A 21149-nucleotide genomic window follows, 5' to 3' on the forward strand; every position below is an offset into this window, starting at 1 on the left:
GCGCAGCAGAGACCAACGCGCCCCGAACCGACGGAAATACGCGGGAAATCAGACGCGCAGCTCCGCCCAGACCGTCTTGCCGACCGGCACCCGGTCCACCACGCCCCACGCGTGGGCGAGCGCCGCCACGAGGACGAGTCCGCGCCCGCCGTCCCCGTCCGGCTCCGGCACGGCCGGCATGGGCCGGCGCTCGCCCCGGGTGTCGCCGACCTCGATCCGCAGCGATACGGAGTCCTCCGAGAGCAGCAGCCGCAGCTCGAAGTCCCGCCCCGGCACCCGCCCGTGCGTCACGGCGTTCGCCGCCAGCTCCCCGACCACGAGCGCGGCCGCCTCGGCACAGTCACTCCCGTACGGGACGCCCCACGCGTCCAGCCGCTCTGCGGCCAGGTGCCGCGCGAGGCGGGCGCCGAGGCGGGTGGAACTGAACCGTTGGTTGAACGTACGTACGGTCACCGGGAATTGGTCTGTCACATTGCCCGTCATGCCCCCACGGTGGCGGCCCGGCAGACCCGTTGACCAGCGGACCGGCTCGTACGCTGCGCCAGCGTACGAGTACACGCTGTGGACAGTAGGCGTTACGTTCCGTGACGATACGTCACGGAGGTGGTCGTCCCATGACGGTGAACAACACGGAGCCCGAGTCGTCGGACAGTCTCAAGGCGTTCGGTGCGGTCCTCAAGGCCTTCCGCCTACGGGCGGGCCTGACCCAGGAGGAATTCGCGCCGAAAGTCCAGTACTCCGTGAGCTTCGTGGCCTCGGTCGAGCAGGGCCGCCGCATGCCGCCGCAGGACTTCGTCGACCGGGCGGAGGAGGCACTGGACGCGTTCGGCGCGCTGCGGGGCGCGGCGCAGCACTTGTCGCGGCAGCCGGGGCTGGCGTCCTGGTTCCGCCAGTGGGCGAAGCTGGAGGAGACGGCGCTCAGCCTGGACACGTACGAGTGCCGCGTCGTACCGGGCCTGCTCCAGACGGAGGCGTACGCGCGGGCGGTGACGCTGAGCGTTCCGCCGCTGCCGTCGCCGGAGCAGGTGGAGGAGCGGGTGTCCGCACGCCTGGCGCGACAGAAGCTCCTGACGCGCGAGCAGCCGATCGCGTTCAGCTTCATCGTGGAGCAGGCGGTACTGGAACGGGGTACGGGTGGCCGGGAGGTCACGCGTGAGCTTCTGGACCATCTGATCGCGAAAGGGGAGCTGTACAACGTCGAGTTGCAGATCATGCCGCTCCACGTCTGGGAACACGCGGGAGTGGACGGGCCGATGCGATTGCTGGAGACACCGACGCACGAGTGGGTCGGCTACTCCGAGGGCCAGCAGACCGGCCAGCTCATCTCCGACCGGAAGGACATAAGCGTCCTCCAGCAGCGCTATGCGAAACTGCGTTCACAGGCTCTCACCCCTGTGGAGTCCTTGAGCCTGCTGAAGCGGATGCGAGGAGCGCTATGAACGGCAGCCCAACCGAACTGGCCTGGTGCAAGAGCAGTTACAGCGGCTCCGAGGGAGACGACTGCGTCGAAGTCGCCCTCTCCTGGCAGAAGTCGAGCTACAGCGGCTCCCAGGGCGACGACTGCGTCGAGGTGGCCACCTGCCCCACCACCGTCCACGTCCGTGACTCCAAGGACACCGCCGGGCCCCAGCTCGCGCTGTCCCCCGCCGCCTGGGCGGCCTTCCTCCCCTACGTCCGGTAGGAGAGGCACACCAGCGCGTCGTCCAGACCGACCACCAGCGAGCCGTCGGCCGTCACGGCCACCGCGCGGATGCGGGGGCCGGGGCGGAAGTCGAGGGCGCGGCCGCCGTCGAGGGGGTGGAGCTGGGCCAGGCCGTCCGCCCAGGCGACCGCGAGGAGCCGGTCGGTGGCGTGGAGGGCGACGACGGGACACGGGCGCCGCGTCACCACCGGGTGGCCGGGGCGCCAGGCGCGTACCGTGCCGTCCGTTCCGCCGCTGTACGCCGTGGTTGTCGTCGCCGTCAGGGCGGTGACCCGGCCGGTGTGCAGCGCCGCCTGTTCGAGGCCCGCCAGGCTGAACGCGTGGACCGTGCCCATCCGGTCGCCGGTCAGTACCGTGTCGCCCATCGCCGCGAGGGCGGTGGCGGGGTGGCTCGCGAGGGTCGCCGCCACGGCGTCCGTCAGCCGGGTGGCCCGGCCGCCCGGGGCGTGCAGGCGGCCTCGTTCGTCGAGGACCAGGTGCGTGCCGTCCGCGCGGCACGCGACGGCCAGAACGCGGTCCTCCCGTACCACCAGCTGCCCGTCGGGCGCCGTCGTCAGCGCGGTGCACGGCCTGCGGGACGACCACGCGAGGCTCCACGGCGCCCCGTCGGCCAGCTCCGCCAGCGCCGGGGCCAGGCGCGGGTCCGCCACGTCGTCCAGGGCGGACACCAGGACCAGGGCGCGACTGGACGGGGGCTGGTCGCGCACCAGCGACTGGCCTGCTCGCAGCCATGCGGGGCGCAGGCCGCCGTGGCGGTCGGGGTCGGCCTCGTACGCCTCGGTGACGCGCAAGGCGTCGGCGGCGCAGACGGCGGCCGGGTCGTCGAGGTCGACGGGCGCGCCGGGCGGCGGCACGCGCGGCTCTTCGAGCACGACGTCGAGGTGGCCGAGGGCGCGCAGGCCCGCGACGAGCTCGTGGTCGGGCGGCAGCGGCACCCGTACCGTCCGGGGCGGGCCGGCCAGCAGCGCCGAGAGCAGTTCGGCGGGCGTACCGGCCACCACGCCCAGCCGGTTCGCGACCTGCCAGACGGCGCCGCGCACGCTCACTTCCCGCTGGTGAAGTGCTCGCGCACCAGCGACTGGACGACCGGCAGGTCCTGGGCGATCAGCGCCTCCAGCAGCGCCGAGTGCTCGGCGGCGTCGGCGACGAGGTCGGCGCGCCGGATCGCCGGGCCGGCCACCAGGGGCCACTGGGAGCGGCGGTGCAGGTCCTCGGCGACGGCGACGAGCTGTGCGTTGCCGGCCAGGGAGAGGACGGCGCGGTGGAAGGCGCGGTCGGACTCGGCGTAGTGGGCGCGGTCGCCACGGGCCGCGGCGGCGGAGGTGGCCTCGGCGAGGGGCCGCAGTTCGCGCCAGCGGTCGGCCGGGACTGTGCGGGCCAGGCGGAGCATGACGGGGACCTCGATCAGGGCGCGGATCTCGGCGAGCTCGGCCAGCTCGCGAGGGGTGCGTTCGGTGACGCGGAAGCCGCGGTTGGGTACGACCTCGACGGCGCCCTCGATCGCGAGCTGCTGCATGGCCTCGCGTACGGGGGTGGCGGAGACGCCGAAGCGGGCGCCCAGGGCGGGGGCGGAGTAGACCTCGCCGGGGACCAGCTCGCCGCCGACCAGGGCGGTGCGCAGGGCGTCGAGTATCTGGCCGCGTACGGAGTGGCGCTGCACGAGACGGGGGGCGGGGGGCTCGCTGTGGGTGTGTTCGCCCCGGGACTGCTCGGGTATCCGGGCGGCGGCGTGCGGCTCCGGTGCCGTCACACCGGGCACCGACTGCGACGACGCGGGGTCGCGCGTTCTGCCCTGCTCCACTCGGGTCCTCCTGGCCGTTCGTTCGAGGGCCCGGCTCGCGAGGGGAGGGGCCCCTGTGCACGATAGGCGCACAGGGTTGCCGTTCACACATCGATCAAATCGGGTAAGGTAAGGCTTACCTGCTAACGATCGCGATTCGGTGGTCCCTGCATGTCCGTTCCCACGCTCCTCCCCGCCCTCCCCGCTGCCACCCTGTCCTCGCCCGTCGCCGACGCCTACGCCCGGCTGGCGGAGGTCTTTCCAGGGCTGCGCGTGCGGGAGCTGGTGGACGGCGAACCGGCGCCGCGAGGTGCCGGCTGGGTGGGCGCGGAGGAGCTGGCCGACGGCGGCGCCGCCCTGGACGCGTTCCTCGCCTGGGACAACGCGCAGGTGCTGCGGGACTACGGGCAGCAGGCCCGCCCCGATGTCGTCGCCAGTTTCGGCCTGCACCGGTACGCCTGGCCCGCCTGCCTCCTGATCACGGTGCCGTGGTTCCTGCACCGCCGGGTGCCGCGCCTGCCGGTCGGGGAGGTGGCGTTCCAGCGGGCGCTGGGCCGGATGACGGTACGGGTGGGGGAATTCGCCTGCCTGCCCGGTGACCCGGCCGCCACGCTGCCCGGCGCCCGGATCGTCCCCGACGAGGAGGCGCTGCGCGGCGAGGTCCGGGCGGCCGTCGCCGAGCACCTGGGGCCGGTGCTGGACGGTTTCGGGCCCCGGATGCGGCGCGGCAAGCGGGCCCTGTGGGGCATGGCGACCGACGAGATCGTCGAGGGCCTGTGGTACGTCGGGCACCTGCTGGGCGAGGAGTCCCGGGCCATGGCGGAGCTGTCGCTGCTGCTGCCGGGGTCGGGCACGGCGAAGCCGTACGTCGGTACGGCCGGCTTCCGTGAGCTGACCGGTCCGGACGGCACCCCGCTGCCGACCCGTGACCGGGCGAGCTGCTGCCTCTTCTACACCCTGCGCCCCGAGGACACCTGTGTCACCTGTCCGCGTACGTGCGACGCCGACCGTGTCGCCAAGTTGAGCGCATCCGCGTGACCTCCCCCTGACATCCATGCCACCCGCCCGGGTGGCGTAAATCGAACGCAACTCCCTTGCCCCATACGGCCGTTCGAGCAGATGGCACCTATTCGTATGCCGTGCGGCCTCAATGGCGTTCTCTTGCCACGAAACCCCGTGAGGCTCCGCGGCGGTCGGCCACTATGGCGCCGAAACGCCCTACAGCGAGCGATGCAAGGGACACCGCATGAGACTGACCGACATATCGCTGGACTGGCTGCTTCCGGGCGGCGTGATGCTGGTGGGAGTCCTGGCGGCGGTGGCGGTGCTCACACGCGGCAAGCGCGCCGGCGAGAAGGCCGCGGCCGAGGACACCTGGGAACGCAGCGAGGAACGCCGCCGCCGCAAGGAAGCGGTCTACGGCACCGCCTCCTACCTCCTCCTCTTCTGCTGCGCGGCGGTCGCCGCCGCACTCTCCTTCCACGGTCTGGTCGGCTTCGGCCGGCAGAACCTGAACCTCTCCGGCGGCTGGGAGTACCTGGTCCCCTTCGGCCTCGACGGCGCCGCCATGTTCTGCTCGGTCCTCGCGGTGCGCGAGGCCAGCCACGGTGACGCGGCGCTCGGCTCGCGCCTGCTGGTGTGGACGTTCGCGGGCGCGGCCGCCTGGTTCAACTGGGTCCACGCGCCGCGCGGCATCGGCCACGCGGGCGCCCCCCACTTCTTCGCGGGCATGTCGCTGTCGGCGGCCGTGCTGTTCGACCGGGCGCTGAAGCAGACCCGCCGCTCCGCACTGCGGGAGCAGGGCCTGGTGCCCCGGCCGCTGCCGCAGATCCGGATCGTACGGTGGCTGAGGGCGCCCCGCGAGACGTTCGGCGCCTGGTCGCTGATGCTCCTGGAGGGCGTACGCACCCTGGACGAGGCGGTCGACGAGGTGCGCGAGGACCGGCGGCAGAAGGAGCAGGCCCGGCAGCGGCAGCGCGAGCACCAGAAGATGGAGCGGGCCCGCCTGAAGGCGTTCAACCGCCAGCACCGGGCCTGGGGGCTCGGGCGTGGCGGCGGACGCCAGGTCGACGTCCGGACGATGAACGCCGCGCAGGTCGACGTCCAGGCCATGAACTCGGGGAGCCCCGGGAACTCCGTGGGGGGTTCCGCCCCGGCCGCCGTCGGGGCGTCCGTCGCGGAGCCCGCCATATCCGACCGAGGAGCCCTGCCGTCCCGTTCCCGGCCCTCCCTCCAGGCCGTGAAGGGCACTGATCCGCCCCGCACGGGCGACCTCCGCACGGCCGACTACCGCACGGTCGACCTCACCGCCGAGGACGACACTCAGACGCTGCCCCGGCTGGACTCGCTGGAGCGCAAACTCAAGGATCTGGAGCAGCAGTTCGGCTGACCGTTCAGAAGAGGAGGGGCCCGCCGGCCGGACGGGCCCCTCCCCTACACCCGGGCGGGCGCGGCGGGAGCCCCGGACAGCTCGAACCAGACGACCTTCCCCACGCCGTGCGTGAGCACGCCCCACGCGTCGGCCAGGGCCTGCACCAGGACGAGGCCTCTGCCGTGCGTACCGTCGTCGCAGGCCGGGGCGTACGGGGTCGGCAGGGCGGTGTCAAAGTCCCGTACCTCCACCCGTAACGTCGCCGGGGTCATGGTGGCCGTGACCACCGCGCCGTGCTCGGTGTGTATCAGCGCGTTGGTGACCAGCTCGCTGGCGAGCAGCTCCGCGACGTCCGCCGTACCCGGCTGGCCCCAGTGCCGCAGCAGCTCGCGCAGGGCCCGCCGCACCTCCGGCACCGCCGCCAGGTCGGCGCACCCCACGTGCCGGCGCCACTGTGTGATCTTCCCGTGCCGTTCAATTCCGGGAACCCGCCCGTCCGTTACGGGTCCAGCCCCTCCCTGACGTCCCATCGTCTCCCCCACACGCACGTCGTCGGCCCTTCCCCTCGAACAGGTTCACGGGATGCATGCCCCCGCCTACGCGCCGTCACGCCTTCGATTCACCGGTCCGGGGGGCGCCCGGGGGGCGCATCGGGGTAAGTCTCCGGCAGGCCGCGTGGAGCGGACACCGCGCGGCGACCGAGCGGAGGAGGAGCCGCGATGCATGACGACCGCCACCTGGTGGAAGGGCGCCTCGAACGCGCCGTGCGCCAGTTCGTGCGCCCCGCGCAGTACGCGGCCCGGGTCCCGCTCACGCTGACCGCCTGGCACGCCCCGGGAGAGCCCCGGCCCGTCTCCGAGGCGCTGAGGGCCGCGTACGAGCCGTTCGCGCCCGGCACCGCGTGGGGCTCGCCCTGGTCCACCACCTGGTTCCGGCTGCGCGGCACCGTGCCGGACGGCTGGGCCGGGCGCCGGGTGGAGGCGGTGATCGACCCGGGCTTCACCGGCGACGGGCCGGGGTTCCAGGCGGAGGGGCTGGTGTACGACGCCGGGGGCGTCCCGCTGAAGGGCATCCACCCGCAGAACCGCCACATCCCGGTGGGGGCGCCCGCACACGGGGGCGAGCCGGTGGACCTCCTCCTGGAGGCGGCGGCGAACCCCGCCGTCCTGCGCGACTTCCGTCCGACCCGCCTCGGGGACGTCCTCACCGCCGGGGACCGGCCGCTGTACCGGTTCGCCTCCGCCGAACTGGCCGTCCTGGACGAGGAGGTGTGGCACCTGCTCCTGGACATCGAGGTGCTGGACGAGCTGATGCGTGAACTGCCGGCCGACCGGTCGCGGCGGCACGAGATCCTCCGTGCCCTGGAGGACATGCTCGACGTGCTCGACCTGCACGACGTGTCCGGTACGGCGACGGCCGCCCGGGCCCGGCTGGCGGACGCGCTGGCACGGCCCGCACCGGCGAGCGCGCACCGGATCTCGGCGACGGGGCACGCCCACATCGACTCGGCGTGGCTGTGGCCGCTGCGCGAGACGGTACGCAAGGCGTCGCGGACGTTCGCCAATGTCACGGCCCTCGCGGAGGAGTACCCGGAGCTGGTGTTCGCGTGCTCGCAGGCGCAGCAGTACGCCTGGGTGCGCGACCACCAGCCGCACATCTGGCAACGCATCAAAAAGGCCGTCCAGCAGGGCACCTGGGCGCCGGTCGGTTCCATGTGGGTGGAGTCGGACGCCAATATGCCGGGCGGTGAGGCGCTGGCGCGGCAGCTGGTGCACGGCAAGCGGTTCTTCGCCGAGGAGCTGGGGGTGGAGACGGAGGAGATCTGGCTGCCGGACTCCTTCGGCTACACGGCGGCGTTCCCGCAGCTGGCGAAACTGGCGGGCGTACGGTGGTTCCTCACGCAGAAGCTGTCGTGGAACCAGTCCAACCGGATGCCGCACCACACGTTCTGGTGGGAGGGCATCGACGGCACCCGCGTCTTCACGCACTTCCCGCCCGTCGACACGTACAACTCGCGCATCCATGGCCGGGAACTGGCCCGAGCGGAGCGGAACTTCGCCGACAAGGGCCGCGCCACCCGCTCCCTCGTCCCGTTCGGGTGGGGCGACGGCGGTGGCGGACCCACCCGGGAGATGCTGGAGAAGGCGCGCCGGGTGCGGGACCTGGAGGGCTCGCCCCGGGTGACGGTCGAGAAACCGGCGGCGTTCTTCGCGGCGGCGGAGGAGGAGTACGGGGAGCAGGCCCCGGTGTGGTCGGGCGAGCTGTACCTGGAGCTGCACCGCGCCACGTACACCACCCAGGCGAAGACCAAGCAGGGCAACCGGCGCAGCGAGCACCTGCTGCGCGAGACGGAGCTGTGGGCGACGGCGGCGGCGCTGCGCTCGCCCGCGTACCGCTATCCGTACGAGGACCTGGACCGGATCTGGAAGACGGTGCTGCTGCACCAGTTCCACGACATCCTGCCGGGCTCGTCGATCGCGTGGGTGCACCGGGAGGCGCGGGACACCTACGCGCGCGTGCGGGAGGAACTCCAGGAGCTGATCGCGGACGCGGTGGCGGCGCTGGACGGTTCCGGGCCCGCGGTGCTCAACGCCTCGCCGTACGCACGCGAGGAGGTCGTCGAGACGGACGGCGGCCTTGCGGCGGTACGGGTGCCGCCGCTGGGTGCCGTGCCGCTCGACGCGGCCACGGCCGATATGCGGGAGGTCGCCGTCCGGCGCGCGGACGAGGGCATCGTCCTGGACAACGGGCTGTTGCGGGTCGTGGTCGACGCGGCGGACGGGACGCTCACCTCGGTACGGGACCTGGACGCGGGGCGCGAGGTGCTGGCGCCGGGTGCGCGGGGCAACCTGCTCCAGCTCCATCCCGATCACCCCAACCAGTGGGACGCCTGGGACATCGACCGGCACTACCGGCGTACCCGTACGGACCTCACGGCCGCCGCGTCGGTGGAACCGGTCGCGGACGGGCCGCTGCGCGCGGCGGTGCGGGTCGTACGGACCTTCCACGCGTCCCGCATCACCCAGGAGATCGGGCTGGCCGCCGGAAGCCGGCGCGTCGACATCACCACCGACATCGACTGGCAGGAGTCCGAGAAGGTCCTCAAGGCCGCCTTCCCGCTGGACGTGCACGCGGAACGGTCGTCGGCCGAAATCCAGTTCGGGCACGTCCACCGGCCGCCCCACACCAACACGGGCTGGGACGCGGCCCGGTTCGAGATCTGCGCGCACCGCTGGTTGCGGGTGGCCGAGCCGGGGTACGGGGTGGCCGTCCTCAACGACTCGACGTACGGGCACGACGTCACCCGCGCCCCGCACCCCGACGGCCTGGGCACCACCGTGCGGCTGACGCTGCTGCGCGCCCCGCACTGCCCGGACCCCGAGACCGACCTGGGCCGGCACCGCTTCCGGTACGCGCTGCTGCCCGGCTGCTCCACCGCCGACGCCGTACGCGAGGGTCTCGCGCTGAACCTGCCGCTGCGGATCGCGCCCGCCCCCGAGCTGGCGCCGCTCGTCGACACGGGCAATCCGGCGGTGACCGTCGAGTCGGTCAAGCTCGCCGAGGACCGCGGCGGGGACGTGATCGTACGGCTCTACGAGTCGTGCGGGACGCGCGCGCGGGCGACGCTGCGGGCCGGGTTCCCGGTCGCCCGCGCGCTCGTCACCGACCTGCTGGAGCGGCCGCTGCACGAGGCACCCCGGGACCTCGTACTCGACCTGCGGCCGTTCCAGATCCTCACCCTGCGCCTGGTCAGGGCCTAGGGACGTTCCGCAGGTTGGAGCGGGCCATCTGGAGCATCCGGCCCACTCCCCCGTCCAGCACGATCTTGCCGGCGGACAGCGCGAAGCCGGTCACCATCTCCGCCTTGATCTTCGGCGGGATGGACAGCGCGTTGGGGTCGGTGACGACGTCGACGAGCGCCGGGCCCTTGTGCCTGAAGGCGTCCTTGAGCGCGCCCGCGAGTTCCTTGGGCTTCTCCACCCGTACGCCGTACGCGCCGGCGGCGCGGGCGACGGCCGCGAAGTCGGGGTTGTGGTTGGCGGTTCCGTACGACGGCAGACCCGCCACCATCATCTCCAGCTCGACCATCCCCAGCGAGGAGTTGTCGAACAGCACCACCTTCACCGGCAGGTCGTGCTGCACCAGGCTCAGGAAGTCCCCCATCAGCATGGAGAACCCGCCGTCGCCCGACATGGAGACGACCTGCCGCCTGCGGTCGGTGAACTGGGCGCCGATCGCCTGCGGCAGGGCGTTGGCCATCGAGCCGTGGCTGAACGAACCGATGATCCGGCGCCGCCCGTTGGGGGTGAGGTAGCGGGCCGCCCACACATTGCACATCCCCGTGTCGACGGTGAAGATCGCGTCGTCGTCGGCGATCTCGTCGAGCACGGACGCCACGTACTCGGGATGGATCGGAACGTGCTTCTCGACCTTCCGCGTGTACGCCTTGACGACCCCCTCCAGCGCGTCGGCGTGCTTCTTCAGCATCGTGTCGAGGAACTTCCGGTCCGTCTTGGCGCGCACGCGCGGGGTGAGACAGCGCAGCGTCTCGCGCACATCGCCCCACACCGCCAGATCCAGCTTGGAGCGGCGGCCGAGGTGCTCGGGCCGCACGTCCACCTGGACGATCTTCACGTCGTCGGGCAGGAAGGCGTTGTACGGGAAGTCGGTGCCCAGCAGGATCAGCAGGTCGCACTCGTGGGTGGCCTCGTAGGCGGCGCCGTAACCGAGGAGCCCGCTCATCCCCACGTCGTACGGATTGTCGTACTGGATCCATTCCTTGCCACGCAGGGCGTGCCCGATCGGTGCCTTGATCCGCTCCGCGAACTGCATGACCTCCGGGTGCGCGCCCTTGGTGCCGCTGCCGCAGAACAGCGTGACCTTGTCGGCGTCGTCGATCAGCCGGACCAGGGCGTCGATCTCGGCGTCACCGGGGCGCACCGTCGGGCGCGAGGTGACGAGCGCGTGCTCCACCGCCTTCTCCGGCGCCTGCTGGGCGGCGATGTCACCGGGCAGCGACACCACGCTGACACCGCTGCGGCCGACGGCGTGCTGAATGGCCGTCTGGAGCAGCCGGGGCATCTGCTGGGGGCTGGAGACGAGTTCGCTGTAGTGGCTGCACTCCTGGAACAGCCGGTCGGGGTGGGTCTCCTGGAAGTAGCCGAGCCCGATCTCGCCCGACGGGATGTGGGAGGCGAGGGCGAGGACGGGGGCCATCGAGCGGTGGGCGTCGTAGAGGCCGTTGATGAGGTGGAGGTTGCCGGGGCCGCACGATCCGGCGCAGGCCGCGAGCCTGCCGGTGATCTGCGCCTCGGCCCCGGCGGCGAACGCGGCCGTCTCCTCGTGCCGGACCTGGATCCACTCCACTCCGGGGGTACGGCGGATGGCGTCGACGACCGGGTTCAGGCTGTCGCCGACGACCCCGTACAGCCGCTGCACACCGGCGCGGGCCAGGATGTCGACGAACTGTTCTGCCACATTCTGTTTGGCCATGCGTCCATCCACGCACGACGCACGCCGTTACGCCTCCCAGACGCCCACGCTCGTACGGTCATCGGCGTACCCCTTCACCCGCAGCCCGCTGTCCGCCAGGAACTGCGCGAGGCCCGGCGGCTCCCCCGTCCCCCAGCGCTCGGCCAGCTCCTTCGCGAGGGCGGGCTCGCCGCGCAGCGGCTCGGCGAGACCGGGCCCGGCGAGCAGCAGGATGTCACCGGGCCGGGCGACGGAGGCCCGGAAGCGGAACGGTTCGGCGGGCGGCGGGGCGGGCGGCTCGACGTACGGGGACGGGGGCGTGGTGATGCCCAGGTCCATGGTCAGCCGGTCACCCTGCTCGGTCTCGGCCGGCGGCGAGCCATAGCCCATCACGGGCTCTCCGCCGGTCGCGGCCGGTTCGCGCAGCTGCGGCTCGATGTCCTGCCAGGCCCCGTCCCGGAGGCGGAACAGCCCGCCGTCCCCGACACCGAAGAACACCCGGGTACGGCAACCGGGATCGGCCGTCAGCAGCAGGCAGCGCAGCCCGGCGGTGTACTCCCCGGGCGCCACGCCCAGGTCGGCGGCGCGGGCGCGCAGCTTGCCGTAGGAGCGGTCGGTGAGCCGGTGCAGGCCGGACTTGAGGTCGCCGCGGCGGCCGGCGCGGATGTCCTCGGCGAGCCGCGCGTGACTGCGCCCGACGGCTTCGGCGATCCAGCGGCACGCGTCGGCGGCGGCGAGGTGGGCGCCCTCGGTGCCGCGGGCCCCGGTGGCGACGGCGACCAGGACGAGCGCGGCCTCGCCGGTGCCGAAGCGGGCGGTGAGCAGCGCGTCGCGGCGCGGCTCGCCCCGGTAGCGCGCGGAGTCGCCGCGCACGGACGCGGCGCGCAGCGTGTACGTCCCGTACCGCGCCCCGTCCAGGACGGTGTCGGCGACGAGCTCGGCCAAGCCGTGCGCCCGCGCCTCCGGGAGCGCGGTGGGCTCGGGCTCGTAGGTGGGCGGCCCGTCACCGACGTACTCGACACGGGGACGCGGCAGGCGGAACGTACGCGGCCCCTCCGCCGGGTCCTTGGGCTCCCAGGGGGCGCGGCTCCGGCCGGGCGGACCGGCCGCGACGGTGCCGGACGCCGAGTCGAAGCGGTCGTCCAGGGTGTCGCCCGACGCGGACGGGGCCGTGTCCGGCGCGGTGTCGTCGTACAGCCTCTCCCACCAGTCGTCCTCGCCGGTGGTGGGCGTATCCCCCTGTGGGCTCATGCCCTTAATTGTCGACCGCGCGGGCCGTACGAAAACGGGCATGTGGAAAAGTGGTCCGCCGGGCGGCCCCACCCCCCACGGGAAGGACGCCCGGCGGACCGGCGTGGTCGACGCACGTCGTACGCGCGGACCACGGTCCGGGGGTCTTCATCCCACCCGCCGGTAGGTCGTACCGGGGGAAGAGGATGGGCAGGTTTCGAGAGTAATCGCTTTCGTCGAATCATGAACGGAATGTCCACGGAGTGAGAGTTGGGGGCTCAGGGGTGCTGGCGGCGATAGGGCTCGACGAGCGTGAGGAGTCGGCGTACCGCGCGCTCGTCGCGCTGGGCGCGGCCGAGGTCGCGGACCTCGCGCACCGGCTGGCGCTGCCGGAAGCGGACACCGAACGGGCACTGCGGCGGCTGGAGTCGCACGGGCTCGCCGCCCGGTCGTCGGCGCGCGCCGGGCGGTGGGTGGCGGCGCCTCCGTCCGTGGCGCTGGGCGCGCTGCTGACGCGGCAGCGGCACGGCCTCGAACAGGCCGAGCGGGCGGCGGCGGCGCTGGCGCGGGAGTACCGGGCGGAGGCGGCGGAGCGGTCCGCGCACGACCTGGTGGAGGTGGTGACCGGCGCCGCCGCGGTGGCGCACCGGCTGCGTCAGCTCCAGCTGGGCGCGACGGAGGAGGTGTGCGCGCTCGTCCCCGACGGACCGGTCACCGTGCCAGAGCGCGGGGTGGCGTACCGGGTGGTGGTGGAGCGGGAGGCGCTGACGCGGGTCGCCGAGCTGTCGGCGGCCCTCGGGCACGGCCAACCAATCCGGGTGGCCGACCGGCTGCCGACGCGGCTGCTCCTCGCCGACCGGGCGCTGGCGATGGTGCCGCTGACCGGCGCGGAACCGGCCGCGCTGGTGGTGCACGCGAGCGCGCTGCTGGAGTCGCTGACGGCCCTGTTCGAGGCGGTGTGGCGGGAGGCGCTGCCGCTGCGCCTGGGACCGGAGGGCACGGTCACGGAAGAGGAAGGGCCCGCCCCGGACGCCACGGACCTGGAGATCCTGTCGCTCCTGCTGGCGGGCCTGACGGACGCGAGCGTGGCCAAGCAGCTGGACCTGGGCCTCCGAACGGTCCAGCGCCGCGTGAAGGGCCTGATGGAACTGGCGGGCGTCACGACCCGCCTCCAACTGGGCTGGCACGCCCACGCCCGCGGCTGGGTGACCCGCGCCTGAACTGCGGGAGCCCGAGCGGTCCGGCAGGCTGGCCACATGGGTGCGTGGCAGCTCCTCCTGGCGGGGCTGGTGATGCTGCTCGGACTGTTCGGCGTGCTCGTACCGGGCGTACCGGGCGCGTGGCTGGTGTGGGCCGCAGTGATGTGGTGGTCGCTGCACGTGCAGACCGGTCTGGCCTGGTGGCTGCTCGTCGGCTCCACCGCGCTGCTGCTGGTGACGCAGGCCGTCCTGTGGCAGCTCCCACCGCGCCGGCTGCGGGGCGTCGGGGTGAGCCGGCGGATGGTGGCGTACGCCGGGGTCGGCGCGCTGCTCGGGTTCATCCTGCTGCCCGTCGTCGGAGCCGTACCGGGGTACGTCGGCGGCATCTACCTCTGCGAGCGGCTCCGCCTGGGTGGTCACCGCCCCGCCATGACGTCCACCCGGACCGTGATGCGGGCGATCGGGACGAGCGTGCTGGTGGAGCTGTTCGCGTGCCTGATGATCGTCGGCGCGTGGATGGGAGCGGTGCTCGGCGGCTGACCTGCGCTCCCTGGGCGGGCCCGGCCTGATCGCCCACCGTCCCGGGGCGTGGCCGTGCCCCATCCCTCCGGCCCGCAGATCGCCACCGGCCGGGGTGGGGCCGTGCAGGGTCGCCCCCGCAGAGGCTGGCGGCTCCGTGACGGCTCCCTTGCCCGTACCTGAGGCCGCCGGCCTCGAGGAGGTGAGCCCGGAGGGGCCACGCCCCCCACGCCCCCCACGCCCCGGCAGGCCACCGACCCGCACGGCACCGGGGCGAACCGGGAACGGGCACCGCCCCGGGAGGAGCCGCCGCAAGGGCACCGCCCCGTCCCGTTGTGCCCACCCTCCCCCAAGCTCTCGGCTTCGCTCGAGCAGGGCGGACCCCCATCGCCCCAGCGGGACGACTGCCCACAACGGGGGCGGAGGGAGGGAGGCACCGCCCAGCGGGACGACTGCCCACCACGGGGTGGCGGGCGCCGGACGACTGCCCACAACGGGTTGACGGGCGTCTGACGACTGCCCACAACGGGGGAGAGCCGACCAGCGGGACGGAGGCCCACAGCGCGGGAGGGAGCCGGCACCGGGCAAAGGCCCTCGGGGCGGGGCCGGCGGGCACGGATGGGGACGCGCCACAACGGGAGCCCCCCGGGGGTGAGGCGTCAGCGGGGGCGGTCGCCGCGTTTGGTTCGCAGGGCCTCGCGGCCCGCCGCGGACTTGCGCTTCCAGTCCTTGAGGATCTCGGACCGCAGCCGGGCGTCGGTCTTCGCGACGATCCGCTGGTTCTCGCGCAGCAGCTTGCGGTAGCTGTCGAGCCGGCGCCCGGCCAGCGCGCCGTCCTCGATGGCGGCGAGCACCGCGCAGCCCGGTTCCGTCAGGTGGGCGCAGTCGTGGAAGCGGCACTGCTCCGCCAGTTCCTCGATCTCCGAGAAGACCTGCCCGACGCCGGACTCGGCGTCCCACAGGCCGACGCCCCGCAGCCCCGGCGTGTCGATGAGGACGCCGCCGCCGGGCAGGGCGAGGAGGTTGCGGGTGGTCGTGGTGTGCCGGCCCTTGCCGTCGACCTCGCGGGTGGCCTGCACGGCCATGACGTCCTCGCCGAGCAGGGCGTTGGCGAGGGTCGACTTGCCGGCTCCCGAGGTGCCGAGCAGCACGCTCGTGCCGCCCGCGACGACGGCGGCGAGCGCGTCGACGCCCTCGCCGCCGACGGCGCTCACCGGCAGCACCCGCACTCCCGGCGCGGCGGCCTCGACGTCCTGTACCAGGTACGACAGGCCGACCGGGTCGGGCACCACGTCCGCCTTCGTCAGGGCGACGAGCGGCTGCGCGCCCGATTCCCACGCGAGCGCGAGGAACCGTTCGACGCGGCCGAGGTCCAGCTCGACGGAGAGCGGGACGGCGATGATCGCGTGGTCGACGTTGGCGGCGAGGATCTGCCCCTCGGAGCGGGTGGAGGAGGTGGAGCGTACGAAGGCGGTGCGGCGCGGCAGATACGCGCGTACGTACCGGGGGTTGCCGTCGGTCTCGACGGCGGCCCAGTCGCCGGTGCAGATGACCCGCAGGGGGTCGTGCGGGGTGACGAACGCGGTGTCACCGCGGACGACGCCGTCCGGGGTGACGATGTCGCACTGGCCGCGGTCCACCCGTACGACCCGTCCCGGAACCAGTCCTTGGTCGGCGTACCGGGCGAACTCGGCCTCCCACCGGCTGTCCCAGCCGTACGGGGTGAGGGCGTTCGAGAAAGACGAAAAAGACGAAGGTGAAGCGAGAGACAAGGGGGGCCCTTCGAAGGGTGGCCCCGGGCGGCGCCCGCTGTGGGCGATGTGTCAGCCGGTGACCACGGAGGTGGAGTGAAGCAACGTCTGGATGTGGGCAGCGCCCATCGCAACGACAGCCATCGGTCACACCTCCTGGTCATGCGCTCGCAGTTGTGCGGAACTCCTTCACCTTAGTCGGACGGCCCCGCCGCGCGCCAAGGGTTTTTCGGCTACACCGCCTTGAGCGTCGCGGCGCCGAAGGAGACGTCGAAGCGGTCGCACCAGATGCTGACGCTGGTGTACTTCTTCGGGTCGAACTCGGCGGGCAGCGCGTAGTTCTGGTCGCCCTTGTTGCCCTTGAGGTCGCCGAGGCTGAGGTAGGCGCCGTCGTCGAAGACGTGCCAGCCGGCCTTGCCCTCCCGTACGGGGGCGTCGGTGACCCAGACCTTGAGGTCGGGGCCGTTGCTGGTGTCGAGGTTCTCGATCCGGAGGATCCGGGACCCGTCGGCGAGCTTCACCACCCGCACGGTGCCCGTGGTGCTGTGCTCGTGGCTGATCAGGGTGCCGGTGGCGAGCGTCTGCGGCCCGGCGGGCGCGGCGGGTTCGGACGGCGCCGTCGACGGGTCGCCCGAGGGGTCGGTTAGGGCCGTGGACGTCGTGGAGGGGGCCGCCGGCGGGACCGCCTCGCTCACCGTTTGGTCCGCCCACAGCTTCCACGGCTGGAACCAGTAGAGCCCGAAGCCCACCGCCACCAGGACGAGCACCAGGGCGCCGATCACCACCTTGCTGGTCATCAGACGTCTTACGCGTGTCACGACTGCCTCCTCGAATCCCGCATGTCCTGCATCCGTCCCGCATCTGTCCTGCATCCCATTCAACGCGGGAAAAGCCCTGCTGAGGCCCGCGATCCGGTGACGAAAGTCTTACGCCGGGCCCGGCGCCGCCGGCAGCGTCACCTCGAAGCGGCAGCCGCCCTGGACGTTGCGCACCCCCGTGTGGCCCTGGTGCGCCTCGACGATGCCGCGCACGATGGCGAGGCCGAGCCCGGCGCCGGCGGGCGGGGTTCTGGCGGCCGTGCCGCGCCAGCCGGTGTCGAACACGCGGGGCAGGTCGCCCTCCGGGATGCCGCCGCAGCCGTCGGTGACGGACAGGACCACCTCACCGGCGCGGCGCTCGGCGGCGACGGCGACCGTGCCGTCGGGCGGGGTCCGGCGGATCGCGTTGACCAGGAGGTTGCCCAGCACCCGGGTCATCTCCCGGCCGTCCACCTCGACCGGCACGGCGTCGACCCGCTCGCCGACGAGCCGGACGCCGAGCTCGCGGGCGAGCGGGTCGGCACCCGCCATGGCCTCGCCGACCAGGTCGTACACGGATATCCGGGCCGGGGTGAGCGCGAGCGTACCGGCATGGATGCGGGAGAGGTCGAAGAGGTCGCCGACCATGGCGTTGAGCCGGTCGATCTCGGTGCGGATCTGCCGGAAGTAGCGCTGCGGGTCGGGCGCGACACCGTCCTCCAGGGCCTCGGACATGGCACGTACTCCGGCGAGCGGCGTGCGCAGGTCGTGCGATATCCAGGCGACGAGGTCGCGCCGGGAGGCCTCGAGGGCCTGTTCCCGTTCGCGTGACGCGGCCAGTTTGGCGCTGGTCGCGGCCAGTTCGCGGCTGAGCGCGGCCAGTTCGGCGGTGGAGGCGCCGTCCGGGGCGGCGAAGCTGCCACCCTCGCCGAAGGACCGTGCGGCCAGGGTCAGTTCGCGGCTGCGGGCGACGACCCAGCGTCCGAGCACCAGGGCGGTGACGAGCGAGACGACCGCGGCCATGGCGACGACCGTGGTGACGACGGAGAAGTCGTGCGGCTCCAGGAACATCGCCTTGCAGACGGTGAGGGTGCCCGCCAGCATCGCGGTCACCGTGACGGCCGCGACCACCGTCAGCGAGACCACGACCGACTTGTGGCGCAGGGCGCGCAGCACCAGGGCGCCGACGAGCCCCGCGGCGGACGCCCCGGCGAGGGCGTACCCCGCGATGAGCAGAAGGTCACGCATCACTGCCTCCGTCATCGGAATCCCCCGCCTCGAAGCGGTACCCGACGCCCCACACCGTCTGGATCAGCCGGGGGTTCGCCGGGTCGTCCTCGACCTTGCCGCGCAGCCGCCGCACATGGACGGTGACGGTCGACAGGTCGCCGAACTCCCAGCCCCACACCTCGCGCATCAGGGCCTCCCTGCTGTGGGCCCGGCCGGGGTGCCGCATCAGGTGGCCGAGCAGGTCGAACTCGCGCAGCGTCAGCGACAGTTCCCGGCCGTCCTTGGTGGCCCGGCGGGCGGCCGGGTCGAGGGTGATGCCCGCGGCCCGCGCGGGCGCGGCGGCCGGGGGCGCGGCGCTGCGGCGCAGCACGGACTCGACGCGCAGCACCAGTTCACGCGGGCTGAACGGCTTGGTCACATAGTCGTCGGCGCCGACTTCCAGGCCGAGGATCCGGTCCTCCTCGTCACCGCGCGCGGTGAGCATGATGACCGGCACGGGGCCCTGCCCGCGCAGGGTGCGGCACACCTCCAGGCCGTCCATGCCGGGCAGCATCAGGTCGAGGACGACGAGGTCGGGCCGGTGCGCGGCGGCGAGCCGCAGCGCCTCGGGGCCGTCGGCCGCCCGGTCCACGGCGAACCCGGCCCGCTCCAGGTAGCCCGTGACGACCTCGGAGACCGTGGGGTCGTCGTCCACGACGAGGATGTTCCGCATGCCGCCAGTGTCGCTCAGGGCACTGACAACGACCCATGACGATCCGGTGACGTCCGATTCGTACAAGACCGGCCGAGGCCGGGCTGCCTACCGTCCCGGTATGACTACCGCACCCCGACTCGACGCGATCGGCCTCGTCGTCTCCGACATGGCCGCCTCCCTCGCCTTCTACCGCCGCCTCGGCCTGGACATCCCGGCCGGTGCCGACTCCGCCCCGCACGTCGAGGTCACCCTGCCCGGTGGCGTGCGGGTGCTGTGGGACACCGAGGAGGTGATCCGTTCCTTCGACCCGGACTGGACCCGTCCCCGGGGCGGCGACCGGCTCGGCCTGGCGTTCCGCTGTGCGGGCCCCGCTGAGGTGGACGCGACCTACGAGGCGCTGGTGGCGGCCGGTCACCGGGGCCGGCTGAAGCCCTGGGACGCGGTGTGGGGCCAGCGCTACGCGGTGGTGCTGGACCCGGACGGCTGCGGGGTGTCCCTCTTCGCCGACGCCACGGACGCCACGTAGGCGCCCAGCGTGGTGCCGCCCAGGGCGCGCGTCTCCCGTGCCAGGTGGGCCTGATCCGTACAGCCCGCCTCGGCGGCCGCCCGCGCGTACGGCACACCCGCCCGTACGAGCGCGAGGGCGCGCTGGAGCCGCAGCACCCGGGCGAGCGTCTTGGGCCCGTACCCGAAAGCGTCCAGGGAGCGCCGGTGCAGCTGCCGGGCGCCCAGCCCGACGGCCTCGGCGGTGGCGGCGACCGTGCGCCCGGCGTTCAGCCCGTCGACGACGGCCCGCAGCAGCGGGTCGGGGCGCGGCGCGTCGGCGGCGTGCCGCAGCGCCAGGTCCTCCAGCGCGGCGGCCTGGTCGGCGGCGTCCCCGATGCGCTCGGCCAGCCGCCGCACCCGGTCGCCCGGCCACAGCGCGGCCAGCTCCACGCGCGCGTCGCGCAGCTCGTGCGCGGGCACGCCGAGCAGGGTGGGGGCGTCCCCGGGGGCGAAGCGGACGCCGGCGTACCGGGCGCCGGGGTTCTCGGGGACGTACGCACGGGTGTCGGGGCCGGCGACGTACAGCCGTCCCTCGCTCCAGAGCAGGTCCATGCAGCCGTCGGGCAGTACCGAGAAGGGGGCCGCCGGGCCGCCCGTACGGGTCCAGACGACGGCGCCGTCGAGCCGTGAGGGGCGTTCCTCGTACACGCCCCCAAGGCTAGGCGGCGCCTCCCTGATCCCGGTCCTTGTCCCGGCCCTTGTCCCGGTCCTTGTCGCGGCCCTTCTCGCGTTCCTTCTCCTTCGGCGTGTGCAGCCGGGACTTGACGTCGTCCGGCGGCAGGAACCGCGACCAGCGCTCCGGGAACTCCGACGGCATGTCCGGGTCCTCGTCGTCCAGGCCCTCGACGGCCGCCTTGGCGCGGGCGACCAGGGCGGCGGCCTCCGCCGTGCGGGCGCGTTCGTTCTCGGCGCGGGCGGCCGCCGTGGTGGCGGCGGGCCAGACGCGGTCGATCGCCGCGTTCACCGCCGCGCCCACCAGGACCGCGAAGGCGGAGATGCCGATCCACAGCAGGACCGCGATGGGCGCGGCGAGCGAGCCGTAGATCGTCGGGCCCTCGACCGTACTGGTCAGGTAGATGCGCAGCAGGAAGCTGCCGAGCACCCACATGACGAACGCCACCAGCGCGCCGGGGACGTCCTCGATCCAGGGGGAACGCACCGGGACGGACACGTGGTAGAGGGTGGTGAGGAAGGCGATGGACAGCAGGATCACGACCGGCCAGTACAGGACGGCGACGACCTCGGTGCCCCAGGGCACCAGTTCCACCACCCGGTCGGGGCCGACCACCGCCAGCGGCAGGACGACCGCGCCGATGAGCAGGGCGATGATGTAGAGCAGGAAGGCCAGCAGCCGGGTGGCGACGATGCCGCGGTGGCCGTCCAGGCCGTACATCACGGTGATGGTGTCGATGAAGACGTTCACCGCCCGCGAGCCGGACCACAGGGCGATGGCGAAACCGATCGAGATGATGTCGGGGCGCCCACCGTGGGTGACGTCGGCCAGCAGCGGTTTGGCGATGTCGTTGACGCCCCGGTCGGACAGGACCGTGCCGACCGCTCCGAGGATGTTGCGCTCGATGGAGGCGACGGTGGTGGTGTCGGTCCACTCGTCGATGTAGCCGAGGAGCCCGATCAGGCCCAGCATCAGTGGCGGCAGCGACAGGAGGGTGAAGAACGCCGCCTCGGCGGCGAGGCCGAGGATCCGGTACTCGATGCACGAATTGACGGTGTCCTTCAGGAGCAGCCAGACCATCCTCCGCTTCGACACGTTGCGGTAGAGGGCCCGGGCCCGGTGGAGTCTGCCCTGGGACCGAGGAGTCCCCGGGGGTGTTTCATTTGCTGCCTGCACCTCCTTACC

At 73.2% G+C, this 21149-nt stretch carries 20 protein-coding genes; 8 read left to right on the forward strand and 12 right to left on the reverse strand.

Features of this window, described 5'->3' with window-relative positions; all coding sequences use genetic code 11:
- Positions 1 to 48: 48 nt before the first annotated feature.
- Positions 49 to 483 carry an ATP-binding protein gene (locus tag AMK26_RS14950; protein ID WP_073755106.1) on the reverse strand — a complete coding sequence of 145 codons (435 nt, stop codon included), beginning with the start codon at positions 481 to 483 and terminating at the stop codon, positions 49 to 51.
- Positions 484 to 614: 131 nt separating this feature from the next.
- Between AMK26_RS14950 and AMK26_RS14955 the strand changes: the two genes are divergently transcribed.
- Both AMK26_RS14955 and AMK26_RS14960 read left to right on the forward strand, forming a co-directional pair.
- Positions 615 to 1439, forward strand: coding sequence for a helix-turn-helix domain-containing protein (locus AMK26_RS14955; protein WP_073755107.1), 825 nt, complete (start codon positions 615 to 617; stop codon positions 1437 to 1439).
- On the forward strand, positions 1436 to 1681 hold the full coding sequence (locus AMK26_RS14960; RefSeq protein WP_073755108.1) for a DUF397 domain-containing protein: 246 nt from the start codon (positions 1436 to 1438) through the stop codon (positions 1679 to 1681). Before AMK26_RS14955 ends, AMK26_RS14960 begins: the two co-directional genes overlap by 4 nt.
- Here AMK26_RS14960 and AMK26_RS14965 read toward each other — a convergent pair.
- Both AMK26_RS14965 and AMK26_RS14970 read right to left on the reverse strand, forming a co-directional pair.
- Entirely contained in the window at positions 1669 to 2742 is a 1074-nt protein-coding gene (locus AMK26_RS14965; protein WP_073755109.1) for a hypothetical protein, read from the reverse strand. The genes AMK26_RS14960 and AMK26_RS14965 overlap by 13 nt on opposite strands.
- Before the next feature lie 2 nt (positions 2743 to 2744).
- Entirely contained in the window at positions 2745 to 3503 is a 759-nt protein-coding gene (locus AMK26_RS14970) for a GntR family transcriptional regulator (RefSeq protein ID WP_073755110.1), read from the reverse strand.
- 150 nt (positions 3504 to 3653) lie between these two features.
- Between AMK26_RS14970 and AMK26_RS14975 the strand changes: the two genes are divergently transcribed.
- Together AMK26_RS14975 and AMK26_RS14980 are read left to right on the forward strand one after the other, a co-directional pair.
- Positions 3654 to 4520, forward strand: a complete 867-nt coding sequence (locus AMK26_RS14975) for a (2Fe-2S)-binding protein (RefSeq protein ID WP_073755111.1) — start codon at positions 3654 to 3656, stop codon at positions 4518 to 4520.
- A gap of 208 nt (positions 4521 to 4728) precedes the next feature.
- Complete coding sequence (locus AMK26_RS14980) at positions 4729 to 5871, forward strand: DUF2637 domain-containing protein (RefSeq protein WP_073755112.1); 1143 nt, start codon at positions 4729 to 4731, stop codon at positions 5869 to 5871.
- A 44-nt stretch (positions 5872 to 5915) separates the two neighbouring features.
- On the opposite strand, the gene AMK26_RS14985 is transcribed toward AMK26_RS14980, so the two are convergent.
- Positions 5916 to 6383: an ATP-binding protein gene (locus AMK26_RS14985; RefSeq protein WP_073755113.1), complete on the reverse strand. Its 468-nt coding sequence runs from the start codon at positions 6381 to 6383 to the stop codon at positions 5916 to 5918.
- 189 nt (positions 6384 to 6572) lie between these two features.
- On the opposite strand from AMK26_RS14985, the gene AMK26_RS14990 reads away from it, so the two are divergent.
- A complete protein-coding gene (locus AMK26_RS14990) occupies positions 6573 to 9614 on the forward strand; it encodes an alpha-mannosidase (protein WP_073755114.1) in 3042 nt (1013 codons plus the stop codon).
- On the opposite strand, the gene AMK26_RS14995 is transcribed toward AMK26_RS14990, so the two are convergent.
- Together AMK26_RS14995 and AMK26_RS15000 are read right to left on the reverse strand one after the other, a co-directional pair.
- Complete coding sequence (locus AMK26_RS14995; RefSeq protein WP_073755115.1) at positions 9604 to 11346, reverse strand: pyruvate dehydrogenase; 1743 nt, start codon at positions 11344 to 11346, stop codon at positions 9604 to 9606. The two genes, AMK26_RS14990 and AMK26_RS14995, sit on opposite strands and share 11 nt — an antisense overlap.
- A 27-nt stretch (positions 11347 to 11373) precedes the next feature.
- On the reverse strand, positions 11374 to 12576 hold the full coding sequence (locus AMK26_RS15000; RefSeq protein WP_073755116.1) for a protein phosphatase 2C domain-containing protein: 1203 nt from the start codon (positions 12574 to 12576) through the stop codon (positions 11374 to 11376).
- 263 nt (positions 12577 to 12839) lie between these two features.
- Here AMK26_RS15000 and AMK26_RS15005 point away from each other — a divergent pair, with 263 nt between their 5' ends.
- A complete protein-coding gene (locus AMK26_RS15005) occupies positions 12840 to 13775 on the forward strand; it encodes a helix-turn-helix domain-containing protein (RefSeq protein WP_073755117.1) in 936 nt (311 codons plus the stop codon).
- A gap of 36 nt (positions 13776 to 13811) precedes the next feature.
- The gene (locus AMK26_RS15010; RefSeq protein ID WP_073755118.1) at positions 13812 to 14294 is read left to right on the forward strand and encodes a DUF456 domain-containing protein; all 483 of its coding nucleotides are present in this window, start codon (positions 13812 to 13814) and stop codon (positions 14292 to 14294) included.
- Positions 14295 to 14932: 638 nt separating this feature from the next.
- Here AMK26_RS15010 and rsgA read toward each other — a convergent pair.
- The 4 genes from rsgA to AMK26_RS15030 form a co-directional block, all read right to left on the reverse strand.
- A complete protein-coding gene (rsgA, locus tag AMK26_RS15015; RefSeq protein WP_073755119.1) occupies positions 14933 to 16045 on the reverse strand; it encodes a ribosome small subunit-dependent GTPase A in 1113 nt (370 codons plus the stop codon).
- 212 nt (positions 16046 to 16257) lie between these two features.
- Positions 16258 to 16821 (reverse strand): DM13 domain-containing protein, encoded by a 564-nt coding sequence (locus AMK26_RS15020; RefSeq protein WP_073755120.1) that lies wholly within the window; start codon positions 16819 to 16821, stop codon positions 16258 to 16260.
- Between the two features lie 129 nt (positions 16822 to 16950).
- Positions 16951 to 18069, reverse strand: a complete 1119-nt coding sequence (locus AMK26_RS15025) for a sensor histidine kinase (RefSeq protein ID WP_073755121.1) — start codon at positions 18067 to 18069, stop codon at positions 16951 to 16953.
- Positions 18062 to 18763: a response regulator transcription factor gene (locus tag AMK26_RS15030; RefSeq protein ID WP_073755122.1), complete on the reverse strand. Its 702-nt coding sequence runs from the start codon at positions 18761 to 18763 to the stop codon at positions 18062 to 18064. Before AMK26_RS15030 ends, AMK26_RS15025 begins: the two co-directional genes overlap by 8 nt.
- A 100-nt stretch (positions 18764 to 18863) precedes the next feature.
- Between AMK26_RS15030 and AMK26_RS15035 the strand changes: the two genes are divergently transcribed.
- The gene (locus AMK26_RS15035) at positions 18864 to 19271 is read left to right on the forward strand and encodes a VOC family protein (protein ID WP_073755123.1); all 408 of its coding nucleotides are present in this window, start codon (positions 18864 to 18866) and stop codon (positions 19269 to 19271) included.
- Here the strand turns inward: AMK26_RS15035 and AMK26_RS15040 are convergent.
- Both AMK26_RS15040 and AMK26_RS15045 read right to left on the reverse strand, forming a co-directional pair.
- Positions 19202 to 19939 (reverse strand): DUF6597 domain-containing transcriptional factor, encoded by a 738-nt coding sequence (locus AMK26_RS15040; protein WP_073755124.1) that lies wholly within the window; start codon positions 19937 to 19939, stop codon positions 19202 to 19204. The two genes, AMK26_RS15035 and AMK26_RS15040, sit on opposite strands and share 70 nt — an antisense overlap.
- 10 nt (positions 19940 to 19949) lie before the next feature.
- A complete protein-coding gene (locus AMK26_RS15045; protein ID WP_073755125.1) occupies positions 19950 to 21140 on the reverse strand; it encodes a YihY/virulence factor BrkB family protein in 1191 nt (396 codons plus the stop codon).
- Positions 21141 to 21149 lie beyond the last annotated feature (9 nt).

The sequence above is a fragment of the Streptomyces sp. CB03234 genome, from assembly GCF_001905885.1.
In the GTDB taxonomy this organism is placed as follows: Bacteria; Actinomycetota; Actinomycetes; order Streptomycetales; family Streptomycetaceae; genus Streptomyces.